10 protein-coding genes are annotated in these 14040 nt (G+C 41.8%); 9 read left to right on the top strand and 1 reads right to left on the bottom strand.

The window, feature by feature from the left end:
* From R9C00_26115 to R9C00_26100, 4 genes are all read left to right on the top strand, one after another.
* Positions 1 to 768: an SDR family NAD(P)-dependent oxidoreductase gene (locus R9C00_26115; GenBank protein WPO35174.1), complete on the top strand. Its 768-nt coding sequence runs from the start codon at positions 1 to 3 to the stop codon at positions 766 to 768.
* A gap of 283 nt (positions 769 to 1051) precedes the next feature.
* Positions 1052 to 2251 carry an efflux RND transporter periplasmic adaptor subunit gene (locus R9C00_26110; GenBank protein ID WPO35173.1) on the top strand — a complete coding sequence of 400 codons (1200 nt, stop codon included), beginning with the start codon at positions 1052 to 1054 and terminating at the stop codon, positions 2249 to 2251.
* A 96-nt stretch (positions 2252 to 2347) separates the two neighbouring features.
* On the top strand, positions 2348 to 5560 hold the full coding sequence (locus tag R9C00_26105) for an efflux RND transporter permease subunit (GenBank protein ID WPO35172.1): 3213 nt from the start codon (positions 2348 to 2350) through the stop codon (positions 5558 to 5560).
* 74 nt (positions 5561 to 5634) lie between these two features.
* On the top strand, positions 5635 to 6984 hold the full coding sequence (locus R9C00_26100; protein ID WPO35171.1) for a TolC family protein: 1350 nt from the start codon (positions 5635 to 5637) through the stop codon (positions 6982 to 6984).
* A 70-nt stretch (positions 6985 to 7054) separates the two neighbouring features.
* On the opposite strand, the gene R9C00_26095 is transcribed toward R9C00_26100, so the two are convergent.
* Positions 7055 to 8035: an NAD-dependent epimerase/dehydratase family protein gene (locus tag R9C00_26095; GenBank protein WPO35170.1), complete on the bottom strand. Its 981-nt coding sequence runs from the start codon at positions 8033 to 8035 to the stop codon at positions 7055 to 7057.
* 386 nt (positions 8036 to 8421) lie between these two features.
* Here R9C00_26095 and R9C00_26090 point away from each other — a divergent pair, with 386 nt between their 5' ends.
* From R9C00_26090 to R9C00_26070, 5 genes are all read left to right on the top strand, one after another.
* Positions 8422 to 10503, top strand: a complete 2082-nt coding sequence (locus tag R9C00_26090; protein WPO35169.1) for a S9 family peptidase — start codon at positions 8422 to 8424, stop codon at positions 10501 to 10503.
* Positions 10504 to 10515: 12 nt separating this feature from the next.
* Positions 10516 to 10782, top strand: a complete 267-nt coding sequence (locus tag R9C00_26085; protein ID WPO35168.1) for a hypothetical protein — start codon at positions 10516 to 10518, stop codon at positions 10780 to 10782.
* Between the two features lie 36 nt (positions 10783 to 10818).
* A complete protein-coding gene (kbl, locus tag R9C00_26080; protein ID WPO35167.1) occupies positions 10819 to 12009 on the top strand; it encodes a glycine C-acetyltransferase in 1191 nt (396 codons plus the stop codon).
* 136 nt (positions 12010 to 12145) lie between these two features.
* On the top strand, positions 12146 to 12928 hold the full coding sequence (locus R9C00_26075; protein ID WPO35166.1) for an IS5 family transposase: 783 nt from the start codon (positions 12146 to 12148) through the stop codon (positions 12926 to 12928).
* Between the two features lie 32 nt (positions 12929 to 12960).
* A complete protein-coding gene (locus R9C00_26070; protein WPO35165.1) occupies positions 12961 to 14037 on the top strand; it encodes a hypothetical protein in 1077 nt (358 codons plus the stop codon).
* Positions 14038 to 14040: the final 3 nt, after the last annotated feature.

Genomic DNA, 14040 nt, shown 5'->3' with positions numbered 1-14040 from the left:
ATGGTATTGGATATGTTTAGTCTTGCTGGTAAAACAGCAATAGTGACAGGATGTAAAAGAGGAATTGGACTAGCTATGGCTGTTGGTTTGGCAGAAGCTGGTGCTGATATTATAGGCGTTTCTGCATCGCTTGAGCTTGAGGGAAGCGAAGTTGAAAAGCAAGTAACTGCCCTCGGAAGAAAATTTAAAGCATACCAGTGCGACTTTTCGGATAGGAAAGCGCTGATGGCTTTTGTAGAAAAATATAAGTCTGAAAACGGTACACCTGATATTTTGGTGAACAATGCGGGTACTATTTTGCGTGCGCCTGCTGCTGAGCATTCAGATGAATATTGGGACAAAGTAATAGAGGTGAACCTCAATGCTCAGTTCATTTTGAGCCGTGAGTTTGGTAGAGATATGGTGGCTAGAGGTAGCGGAAAGGTGATTTTTACCGCTTCGTTGCTTACTTTCCAAGGAGGAATTACTGTACCGGGCTATGCTGCTAGTAAAGGAGCTATCGGTCAGCTTACCATGGCACTTTCTAACGAATGGGCTTCTAAAGGTGTAAATGTAAATGCGATTGCACCTGGTTATATTGCTACGGACAATACTGCTGCGTTGAGAGCCGATCCGGTGAGAAACCCGGCTATTCTTTCTCGTATTCCAGCAGATAGGTGGGGCGAAGCAGACGACTTCAAAGGTCCTGTTGTGTTCCTTTCTTCTACAGCTTCGGATTATATGAGCGGATCTATCGTAACTGTTGATGGCGGTTGGATGGGTCGCTAGGTAAGGTAGCTTATTTCTTACAAGAGTTTTTCAAGGGCTTTCCATGCAAATGGGAAGCCTTTTTTGTGTGCTATTGCCAAACTTTTTCCCTCTTAAAAAGTTCAATCTCTGGTTTTAGGAAAAATGCTACAGGGCGTAGGGCAGGGCTTTTAGGTTGTTTGAAGGTATTATTCCGTAAGCGGCCTAATAACTATTCGACGGGTATGGCTTATTTCTCAAAAAAATGCTTCCTTAGCAACTGCAAATTGATGGCTTCAGCCCCATTCTACAACATCGACTGATCATGACTAAAAGACAACTAGGAATTTTACTTGGAGTACTGCTTATTTTGGGTGGTTCGTATGGCTTAATGAAATTTTTCGAAGGGTTAAAAAAAGATCCTCCCAAGAAAAAAATAGTAGAGCAAAAAAGGTATGTCCGTACCGAACTGGTAGACTACAATGATATTCAAACTGAAATTACAGCTTTTGGTAGGGTGGCGTCCTCACAACCGCTGGATGTAGCTTCGGAAGTGGCGGGTAGAATTTTGGAAGGAAATATAAAGCTCAGGTCGGGATATAATTTTAAGAAAGGAGATCTTCTTTTTAAAATAGATGACGATATAGAAAGGCTCAACCTTCAGTCTTCTAAGAGTGATTTGCTCAAAATGCTGGTTACCGTTTTACCCGATATCAAAATAGATTTCCCAGATTCCTACCCTATGTGGGAAGGTTATTTACGCTCTATAAACCTCAATAAAGACTTGCCAGAAATCCCTCAGGCTAAGTCCAATACGGAGAAAATGTATTTGGCTACTAAGGACATTTATAAAACTTACTATTCGATAAAGAGTGCCGAAGAAAGACTCAAACGCTTCAGTTTTTATGCTCCTTATAGCGGGTCTATTTCAGAAGTGCTATTGGAAGTGGGGTCATATGTAAGCCCTGGCAATAAAATAGCGAGGATTGTAAGAACCGACCAAGTAGAGTTGCTAGTGCCTGTAGAAACGAAGGATGTACAGTGGATTACCCAAGGCGAAAGCGTAACTATTACGAGTGAAAACGGCCTTCAAAAATGGGAAGGGAGAATTTCTAGGATTGGCGATGTGGTGAACCCCAATACTCAATCGATAGATGTTTTTGTCTCGGTAAATGCTGGTGGAGCACCAATTTTTGATGGTTTGTACCTCAAGGCAAATATCCCAGGCAAAACAGTTGCTCAGTCGATGATCATGCCTCGGAACGCTATCTTCAAAAACAATAAAGTGTATGTAATAGAAGACGACAGTGTATTGAGGGAAAAAGAGATCAATATCCTGAAAGTGAATAAGGAAACGGTGGTGTTTAATGGGATTGACGAAAATGCAGATTTGGTAGTAGAACCGCTAGCTGGAGCTTACAATAATATGAAAGCCTATAAACTTAGCGATGCTGAAAAGCATATCAACCTAGAAGTAACTGAAAACTCAGCGAAGAAAAAGGGAGAGGCTAAAAAGAAGTCTTAGTTCTTCCAAACCAATCATTTTAGACAAATAGCTGCTATTAACTGAATGGTAGCTTTATATATAAAAACTCCTTTTTAACAACCACAAGGACGAAGAATGAAAAAATTAATAGAGTATTTTGTGAAATATCCTATCTGGGCCAACTCCATCATTGCTGCATTGGTGTTGTTTGGTTCGGTAGCATATTTCTTCCAAATCAGGAAGTCCTTTTTTCCTGAAATAGATCCTGGTACGCTTAACGTAGAAGTAGTGATGCAAGGTGCTGCTCCAGAAGAAATGGAGGAAGGCATAACCATCAAAATAGAAGAAGCTATAAAAAGTATTGAGGGTATCGACGAGGTGCGTTCTACTTCTTCGGAAAACAGGGTAAGTGTAAGTATCCTTCTTTTCAAAGACTTTGATCCCAATGAAGTCTTGGCAGAGGTGAAAAATGCTGTGGATAGGATAAACTCATTTCCCACGGCAGCAGAGCGTCCCATTGTGTTTGAGGTAAAGCCTCGTAGCCAAGCGGTAATTCTGGGGCTTTCTGGAGATGTGGATCTTGAAACACTCAAACGGTTCGCCCAAGATATAGAAGATGATTTTCTTGCGTCAGGGGTGATTTCCCAAGTGAACCTTTCAGGATTTCCTGAGCTAGAGCTTTCTGTAGAAGTAACCGAATCTGATCTTTCACGTTATGGGCTCACTTTCGACCAAGTAGCAGCTGCAGTTCGTAACAATAACAGAGATATCTCAGCCGGTTCTATCAAATCGAGCGAAGAAGAGATCTTGATCCGTTCGAGAGCGAAAACTAAAAGTGCAGATTATTTGGGCGATATCGTGTTGAGAGCAAATGACGATGGAAGTAACCTTTATTTGAGAGATGTTGCTAGTGTTAAAGAGCAATTTGCCGATGTTCCCAATAAGTTATATATCAATGGAAAGCGTGCAGTTTCTTTTCAAGTGAACAAGCTTGCAGAGGAAGATATTGAGGAAATAGCCACCTATGTAAGTAAATATGTGGATGAGTTCAACGAGAAGCACTCTTCCATGCAACTTATCATTGGTTTTGATTTCTTCGATATACTTACCCAAAGGCTGAACTTGCTTTTGGGCAATGGTGGTGTAGGGCTTCTTTTGGTACTTGTTTCGCTTGGTCTTTTCCTTAGCTTGAGACTTTCTTTGTGGGTAGCTTGGGGTATTCCTGCCTCCTTCTTTGGTATGTTTATTATCGGAGCGGCCATCGGAATCACTGTGAATATGATTTCCCTGTTTGGGATGATCTTGGTAATTGGGATTCTGGTAGATGATGGAATCGTAATTGCCGAAAATATCTATAGCCATTTTGAAAAAGGGAAAACAGCGTATCATGCTGCTATAGATGGTACTATGGAGGTTCTACCTTCTGTTTTTACTTCTGTAATGACTACCATTGTTGCCTTCATTCCTTTGCTGATACTAGAGGGTTTTGAGTTTTTACAGGAAATGGCTATTGTTGTAATCGCCAGCCTTGCGGTTTCGCTAGTAGAAGCATTTTTGGTGTTGCCGGCTCATTTAGCTTCGGAAAAGGTACTAGTCCGTAGGGAAGAGTCGAATGCTATCCGGTCTGCACTTAACAAAGCTATTAACTTTATGAAATTCAAAGTGTATGGAAAGGCACTGACGCATATTATGTCAGTTCGCTACCTATATGCAGCAGTGCCTATTGCATTTATCATGATTGTACTAGGTTTAGTGAACGGAGGAATGATCAAGACGACCTTTTTCCCTTCTATTCCCTTTGACCAGTTCCAAGTTGAAATAGCTTTTACTGCAGGTACAAGAGAAGATAAAGTGGAAGAAAGGCTTCGTGAGTTTGATACAAAAGCATGGGAGTTGAACAAAGAGTTAAAAAAGGAATTTGACGATCCTGACGATTATATTTCTTATACCTACATGAATACGGGTAATACTTCTGATGGGACCGAATCGGGATCTCATGCAGGAAACCTTAGGGTGATTCTGACAGGTATGGACGATAGGCAGCATATATCAAGTTTTGATATAGCCAAAAGGTTACAGCAAAAAATAGGCTCTATTCCCGAGGCAGAGAAATTCTACGTATCTGGCAGAAACCGATGGGGAAAGCCTGTCTCTATAAGCCTTTTTAGTAAAAATACAGAAGAGCTTGCAAATGCCAAAGAGGACTTGAAATCAGCATTGAGAGATTTTGCAGAACTAAAAGACGTTGCCGACAATGCTAAATTGGGTAGAAGGGAATTACAAATTGAGCTTACTCCTAGAGCTTACTTCCTTGGCTTGTCCCATGCCGATATCACCAAGCAAATCCGTCAGGGTTTCTTTGGCGAAGAAGTGCAGCGTTTACAAAAAGGGACAGATGAACTAAGGGTTTGGGTTCGCTACCCAGAAAAAGATAGGTATAGCCTAGGTCAGTTAGAACAAATGAAAGTGAAACTGGCGTCTAATAATGAAAATAATGAGTACCCACTTACAGAGCTAGCAAAATATGATATTGGTCGTGGATTGGTCGATATCAAGCATTTTAATGGTTCAAGAGAGGTTTTGGTAGAGGCTGAGCTAGAAGATCAAGACGCTTCTGTTCCAGAACTTTTGAAAAAAGTGGACGAAGAAATAATTCCCATACTTAAGGCAAAATATCCAGGGTTAGATGTCGAGTATGGAGGCCAGCAAAAACGCTCTACTAAATCGATAAATTCATTTACTAGGGTTATTGGTCCATTGGTCTTCACCATTCTCTTATTGCTGACCCTTACTTTCCGCTCCTTGCCTCAAGCATCAATGGTTCTTATGATGATTCCACTTGGCGTTTTCTGTGCAATAATGGGGCATGGCATTGAGGCAAAACCTGTTTCTATGCTGAGTATGTGGGGTATTTTGGCTCTCTCAGGGGTGATTATCAACGATGCCGTGGTGTTCTTGGCTAAGTTTAACTCCCTACTGCAAGAAGGTGTGCCTGTGAAAGAAGCGGCTTACGAAGCTGGTCTGTCGAGGTTTAGAGCGATTGTCCTTACCAGTATGACCACCGTAGCAGGTCTTTATCCACTTATTTTGGAGAAAAGTTTCCAAGCACAATTCCTCATCCCAATGGCTATTTCGGTAGCCTATGGCGTACTTTTCGGTACCATGTTTATCCTCCTTATTTTCCCGGTACTCATTGTAGTGATAAATGATGTGAGAAGGGTATTGGTTTGGACTGGAAGAGGAATCCGTGGGTTCTGGATTAACGACTACAGCAGGGTGGTATATCCGAGTAGGGAAGAAGTAGAGCCTTCGGTGCGAGAGATGAAAAGGGAATATCTCAGTAAATAAAGTATAAGAGTATACTTGAGGCTTCAAGCATACTCTTAGCAAATGGACACAACAACAAAATTCACAATCGGATCATGAAATTTTACCAACTGGTTTTTTTCTCTTTGGCAACTACGTTTTTAACGGTCAATGCTGCCAAGGCCCAAGAATCTTTATCGCTGTCAGATGCTATACAAAGAGGGTTGGAGAACAACTTCGATATAAAGCTTGAAAAGTTAACTGTTGATGTAAATAGGAGAAATAATAATTGGGGTGAGGCTGGAAGGTATCCTTCTATTAATCTGCAAGTTAACCAACAAAATAATCGCAGAAATATAGAAAATGAAGCTTCATTTTTGCAAGGAGCCATTATCAGTAACAATATTAACCCACAGGTCAATTTAAATTGGACAATTTTTGATGGTTTCAGAGCGAATATTACCAAGTCAAGGTTAGAAAAGTTACAGGCTGAGTCGGAAGGAAATGCGGCTATTGTAGTTCAAAACACCATGCAGGCAATTATTTTGGGATACTACCAAGCGGTTTACCAAAGGGAAAATATACAAGTTATCAGAAACTCCCTTAATGTTTCCCAAGATAGGTATCGGTATATTTTATTGAAGAAAGAATTAGGAAGTGCCGTAACCACTGAAGTGCTTTTGGAAGAAGGGACTTACCTTACAGACTCGCTCAATTACCTCAACCAACAAGTGGTTTATAGGAATGCTATCCGAAATTTGAACGTGCTTTTGGCAGAAGAAAACACGAATAAAGATTACATTTTTACCGACTCCTTGGCTTATGAATTGAATACGTATGAATTTAGTGATTTGGTAGAGAAGCTAAAAGGAAACAATGCGAATCTAAGAAAGGAATATATCAGCCAAGCGATTATAAAAGATAATATTGGGATTGCGAAAGCCGATAGGTATCCGTCATTAGCGTTGAGCTCTACTTATAGTTACGATCAGGCAAGGCAAGATTTATCAGGTTCTAGTTTTGCAAATGACCCTTCCAGAGACCTTATAAGTAATGCAATTACCAATACGGCGTCCATTAATTTCACTGTTTCTTTCAATTTGTATAACGGAGGAAGGGTGAACAGAGCGATCGAAAATGCGATGGTACAGTATGATATAAGTAACCTTAGGGTAGAGCAATTTTCCCAATCTTTGCTAAGGGACTTGTCTTCAGAATATGACCTTTATACTAACAGGCTATCGCTCAAAGGTATTGCAGAACGTAGAAAAGAAGCTGCCGAGCTCAATATGACCTTAAGCTTTGAACGTTATAAAACGGGCTCCATAAGCTCATTTGACTACCGAACAGTGCAAATCAACTATCTCCAAGCAGCCTTACAAGACCTTCAGGCCACTTTAGATTTGATAGAGTCAAATACGGCCCTTATGAGACTTACGGGTAGTATAGTGGAAGTAGCGGAGTAGATTTGGTTAAGTTATATATATTTGAAGAGGCGTTGCATCTGCAACGCCTCTTTTTTATTTTAGACAACTTCTATATCTCTTCTAGTACCTTGCTCTTATAGTTCACCCTTTTTTTTAAATTCAAGAGCATATCGTCTACCATGGCTGGTAGGTCAAATTCTGGCTTCCAGCCCCAGTCTTTTTGGGCAAGGGTGTCTTCCAGTTTTTGTGGCCAAGTTTCCGCTATTTTCTGTCGGAAATCAGGCGCATAATCCATCTCAAACTCAGGGTAATGCTTTTTTATTTTCCCATAAATTTCCTTTGGGGAAAAGCTCATTGCTTGGATGTTGTAAGAAGTTCGTACCGTTATTTTATTAGCATCGGCGTGCATCAGTTCTAGCGTAGCTCGAACGGCATCGGGCATGTACATCATGGGCAGCACCGTGTTTTCTTTCAAGAAACAGGTAAAATCCCCACCTTTAATGGCTTTGTGGAAAATATCTACGGCGTAGTCGGTAGTACCTCCGCCAGGCAACGACTTGTAGCCAATCAGCCCAGGGTAGCGCAAGCTCCTCACATCTACCCCAAACTTTTCATGGTAATATTGGCACCAAAGTTCACCAGCATGTTTGCTTATGCCATAGACCGTGCCCGGCTCGGTAATGGTGAACTGCGGTGTAGGGTTACTGGGTGTGTTTGCTCCAAAGGTAGCAATAGAGCTGGGCCAATACACTTTTAGCTGGAACTCGCGAGCAGCTTCTAAAATGTTGAGGAGGCCCTCCATGTTTATTTGCCAAGAAAGCAATGGGTTACTTTCACCCTTGGCAGAAAGGATGGCGGCAAGGTGGTAGACCTGTGTAACTCGGTAAGTCCTGATCAAATCACCCAACCTTTTTTTGTCCATTACATCTAGCTCAAGAAACAAATGTTCCGTCTCGGCTTCAGGAATACGAAGGTCGGTACTGATTACATGTTCCTTTCCATAGATTTCAATAAGTCCATTTGCTAGCTCAGAGCCAAGTTGCCCTCCAGCTCCAGTTATCAAAACCACGTCTTTTTTTATATCTGTCATTATGTAGTTTATTGGTCGTGTTGGTTGCTAAAAAACTAACAAAATCCTTTTGGGTTAGTTCAGTTTTATAACTCAAAAGAACAAATAATTATATTTTGTAACAAATTGTTTATCAGATATTTAAACAATATCATAGTTGTGACTAAATTCATTTTCTACAATGTTTCATATCTAATCTTTCACATTTGGCAATAAGAGATATTGCCGTTTGAATTTTTTAAAATATATTGGGTGATATAGTTGATTTTTCAGAAAAATGAGAAAACATGAAATTTTATTCTGGCAACCTAAAAAACTACATTTGCACCAGCTTAATTCTAGCAATTTTGGGATGTGTGATGTACGCATGCAGTCCCGCTGCTACAAATGAGAAACCAAAAAAGACGATGTTAATAAAACAACCACAAGCGCCTACGGTGGAGAAAAAACCAAAGGAACTGACCATCCACGGGGATACTAGAGTCGATGATTATTATTGGTTAAATGAGCGAGAAAACCCTCAAGTAGTTTCCTATTTGGAATCGGAAAATAGCTACAAGGATTCGGTGATGGCTAACCTAAAACCGTTGCAAAAAGAGATTTATGAGGAAATAGTGGGGAGGATAAAACAAGAAGATACTTCTGTTCCTTATTTCAAAAATGGGTATGTGTATTATACCCGCTACGAAGAAGGCAAGGAGTATCCCGTGTATTGTAGGAAAAAAGGGTCAGAAGAAGGAGCTGAGGAAATCTTGCTTAATGTAAACGAAATGGCAGAGGGGCACGACTACTACCAAGTAGCTAGCCGAAGCATCAGCCCCAACAATAAGCTAATGGCTTATGGGGTAGATACCGTGAGTAGAAGACAGTACGATATCTTTTTTACCAACCTCGAAACGGGAGAAGTTTACCCTGAGGTATTGAAAAATACGATTGGTTTGGCCGTGTGGGCAAACGACAACAAAACGCTTTTCTACACGGTGAAAGATGAGCAAACGCTTCGCCCTTTCCAGATATACAAACATATTTTGGGGACGGATCCATCAGAAGATAAACTCCTTTTCCAAGAAGATGACGAAATCTTCAATGCTTATGTGTTTAAAACTAAGTCTGATGATTTTATCATGATTGGCTCTTTTGCCACACTTTCCAGTGAATACCGCTTTTTGGATGCTAACAAGCCCGAAGGTGAATTCAAGATTTTGCAGCCTAGGGAAAAGGACCACGAGTATTCAGTTGATCATTTCGAAGATAAGTTTTACATCGTAACTAATTGGGAGGCAAAAAACTTCCGACTGATGGAAACTTCGGTAGATGCGACTGAGAAGGAAAATTGGAAAGAGGTAATAGCCCACCGCCCAGAGGTGTTGCTAGAAGGAATTGAGCTTTTTAAAGATTTTATGGTGCTAGATGAGCGGAAAGATGGATTGACCATGCTTCGTATCATGAACCAAAAAGATGGAACTGAGCATTACTTGGACTTTGGCGAACAGGCATATTTGGCTTATACCTCTACTAACCCAGAGTTTGACACTAAGGTACTGCGCTATGGCTACCAGTCTATGACCACACCTAATTCTACATTTGACTACGACATGGAAACCAAGGAAAAAACCTTGCTAAAGCAGCAGGAAGTATTAGGAGGTTTCAAGTCGGAAGATTATGCAACGGAAAGAATTTGGGCAACTGCCCGCGATGGCGAAAAAGTACCTATTTCTTTGGTGTATAAGAAAGGCATGGTGAAAGATGGGCAAAACCCACTGCTACTTTATGCTTATGGTTCGTACGGTTCTACTATCGATCCTTACTTTAGCGCAAGTAGGTTGAGCTTGCTCGATAGGGGTTTTGTGTATGCCATAGCCCATATTCGTGGTGGGCAGCTCAAAGGTCGGCAGTGGTACGACGACGGAAAACTGCTCAAAAAGAAAAACACCTTTACCGATTATATTGACTGTGCTGAATACCTCATTGCTGAAAATTATACCAACAAAGAAAAGCTTACGGCTATGGGCGGAAGTGCTGGTGGCTTGCTAATGGGAGCGGTGGTAAATATGCGTCCCGATTTGTTCAAGGGAGTGGTTGCCGCTGTACCATTTGTAGATGTAGTCACGACCATGCTCGACGAAAGCATTCCTCTCACTACTGGAGAGTTTGACGAGTGGGGAAACCCTAAAGATTCTGTTTATTATGAATACATAAAATCGTATTCGCCTTATGACAACGTAGAAGCCAAAGATTATCCACATATGTTGGTAACTACTGGCTTGCACGATTCGCAAGTGCAATATTGGGAGCCAGCCAAGTGGGTAGCCAAGTTGCGTGAGCTAAAAACGGATGACAATATTTTGTTGCTTCATACCAACATGGAAGCAGGGCATGGGGGGAAATCAGGAAGGTTTGCCCAGTATGAAGAGACTGCTATGGAATACGCATTTCTTGTAGCGGTACTGGAAACTCCCGACGAGGATAAACTGATAAAAAATAGGTAGAGAAAAAATAATATGAGTGAATTGGTGGAATACCTCAAAAAAAAGAAAATAGATCCTGAATTATTCAAAAAAGCAGAACCGGTGCAATGGAATAAGTTTGAAGAGGTCTTTTCTCAAGTCCATCCCGATAGTTTTACGGCGCAAAAGCTTTTTTTGATTAATAAAATTAGACGGGCGTACCCGCTGCAGGCTGAAGAGGAAACAGAGGTGAAAGTACCTATGAAAAAGAAACCTAGACCTGTGATGCGGGCAAGGCCAAAGCCTAAAACTGATGAATAGGCAAAGAAAATACAACAACACATATAACTAAACATCATGTACGGTTCATTGAAAAACAGATTGGAAGAAGAGCTCCAGTCAATAAAAGAGGCGGGCTTGTTCAAGAGTGAGCGAGTGATTACCAGCCCTCAGAGTGCCAATATTACGACGAGTAACGGGCAAGAAGTATTGAATTTTTGTGCGAACAATTATTTGGGACTTTCATCGCATCCACAGGTGATTGATGCGGCTAAAAAGGCGATTGATTCGCATGGGTACGGAATGTCTTCCGTGAGGTTTATTTGCGGCACGCAAGATATTCACAAAGAACTGGAAGCGAAGATTTCCGAGTTTTTAGGAACGGAAGATACCATTTTGTACGCAGCGGCTTTTGATGCCAACGGGGGTGTTTTCGAACCACTTTTTGGAGCTGAAGATGCCATTATCTCTGATGAGCTCAACCATGCGTCTATCATTGACGGAGTGAGGCTTTGCAAAGCGCAGCGTTTCCGCTACAAAAATAATGACATGGCGGACTTGGAGGAAAAGCTGAAAGAAGCACAGGGCTGTCGTAGCAGGATCATCGTAACAGATGGTGTTTTCTCTATGGATGGGATCATCGCCCAACTCGATAAAATTTGTGAGCTGGCAGAAAAGTACGATGCATTGGTGATGACCGATGAGTGTCACAGTACGGGCTTTGTGGGAAAAACTGGCCGAGGTGTTCCCGAGCATTGTGGAGTAACGGGCAAAGTAGATATCATCACAGGGACGTTGGGAAAAGCCCTTGGTGGAGCTTCTGGAGGCTTTACTTCGGGCAGGAAAGAAGTTGTAGAAATGCTTAGGCAGCGTTCCAGGCCATATTTATTCTCCAACACGCTTGCGCCTTCCATAGCAGGAGCATCCATTGCGGTGCTCGATTTGCTGTCAAAAACCACCGAGCTAAGGGACAAACTGGAATGGAACACGAAGTATTTCAGGACAGCAATGACCAAAGCAGGCTTCGATATTCCCAAAGGAGAGCATCCAATAGTTCCCGTAATGCTTTATGATGCAGCGCTTTCGCAAAAGTTTGCTGAGGAGTTGCTCAAAAAAGGAATTTATGTAATTGGCTTTTTCTTTCCAGTTGTTCCTAAGGGAAAAGCCCGGATTCGGGTGCAACTTTCGGCAGTTCATGACAAAGAACATCTCGATACAGCTGTGAAGGCTTTTACCGAGGTGGGGAAAATGCTTGAAGTAATAAAGTAAATATGAGATATTTAGTTTGATATGGAATTAGAAAGGTGCAGTCGGGTTTTGGTTGCACCTTTTGTATAAGAGCATGTTTAAATTTTGAAAAGAGCCGGGCAGGCTAAAACTTTGTAGTGACGAAACAACAAAGTTTATGGAAACAGGATATACCCGCTTGACCTCCCGGCAATGGCAATATATAAAAGAATATCTTCCCGTGGAAAGGAAACGCAAATATGACCTCAGGGACGTGGTGGACTCGATCTTGTACTGCATGCGCAGCGGACAGCAGTGGCGCAGCCTCTCGGGCGAGGGACGCCCTCCTTGGAATGTGGTATACTATTATTTCCGCAAGTGGCAGGGGGACAACACGCTTTTTCGGCTGAACGCGGCACTCAACCAACTAGAGCGCAAGAGGAAGGGCAAGAAGGCGACCCCGAGCATGCTTTCCATTGATAGCCAGTCGGTAAAGTGCGCGCCTTTTATCGGGCAGGACACGGGGCTGGACGGCAACAAGAAGGTGAACGGGAGAAAAAGGCACGTCATCACCGATACGCTCGGGCTGGTATGGGGAGTGGTCGCCACTGGCGCCAACGAGCATGACGGCACGATAGGGCAACGGGTGGTGGAGCCCCTCTTGGGCTACCTGCACAGGATGGAAAAGATCCTGGCAGACCAGGCCTATAAAAAGAAGTTCACCGGATGGGTAGAGGACAACATAAGGGGCGTAGAGGTCGAGATATCCTCTTGTCCCCCAACCCCCAGGGGCTTTGTGCCCATCAAGTGGAGATGGGTCACCGAGAGGACATTCGGCACGTTCAATTTCTTCCGGAGGCTGTCCAAAGACTATGAAAAAACTACCAAAAGCCAAGAAGCTTGGGTTTTATGGCAAAACTGCCAAATAATACTTAATAGGATCAAAAAAATGCCTATTTAAAATTTTTAAACATGATCTAAAATGGAAACCAGTTGACAATGAAGAAAATTGACCTAAAGTCTGAAAAGACCCAAAAAAAGATAAGGTACTACCTGTGGGAGGGATTGATGCTGACACTTTTGGTGGTCAACTTGGTCATGATCTTATTCGACTGGATTTACTCCTACAAGGTTATCCAAGATTTTTTAATGTTCTTGCTACCAGATGCAACCAAGTGGTATGATCGAGTTATTCACCAGAATTTTATCGTTATCGATTTATGTTTTGTAACTGTTTTCCTCGGTGAGTTCATTGTACGATGGATAGTAGCGATTGTGCATAAAACCTACCATAGCTGGCTTTTTTATCCTTTTATCCATTGGTACGATGCACTTGGCTGTATTCCAATTGGTTCATTTCGGTTTTTTAGGGTGCTTCGGGTTTTTACTATTTTATATAGGTTAGAAAAAAATGGAATTGTCCAACTCTCCAAAACCTACCTTTTTCAGACCATGGTGAGGTACTACAACATCATTTTGGAAGAAGTATCTGATAGGGTAGTATTGAATGTGCTCGACGGGGTAAAAAAGGAAGTAGCAACAGGTAGTCGGTCTATAGATAAAATCATTGACCAGGCTATAGTCCCTCACAAAGAGCCGCTTTCCGAGTGGCTTACCCAGGCGATTGGTATTAGTGTTTCTACGGCTTATGAGGAAAATAAAGACGCCGCTCAAGAGTACCTCAAAGGTTTGGTAACTCGCTCCATGGAGCAAAATAAAGAATTGGCTACAATAGACATAATTCCTGTATTAGGTGATGTGGTTACCTCCAAACTGGAAAAAGCAGTAGGGGATATCGTGTTTAATGTGGTGAACGAAGCAATGAAAGATTTGTCGTCTGTGGAGAAAAGTCTGGTAATCCAGAAGGCAGTAGATTCCTTTTTTCAAAACCTGATCATCGAAAATCATGATCCAAGGATTAATGAGGTGACGATAGAGCTATTGAGCGAGCTGTTGGAGATTGTGAAAGAAAAGGTGAGCGAGAAAAAATGGAAGCTTGAATACTTGGAGAGGCAACATGAAAAAATCCGATCGGAGGTAGAGGAAGATTTGGATCACAAAGAAGATTAATTA

The organism is Flammeovirgaceae bacterium SG7u.111 (assembly GCA_034044135.1).
GTDB lineage: Bacteria > Bacteroidota > Bacteroidia > Cytophagales > Flammeovirgaceae.
The sequence above is the reverse complement of the archived record's forward strand: the minus strand, read 5'-3'. Positions and strand labels throughout refer to the sequence as shown.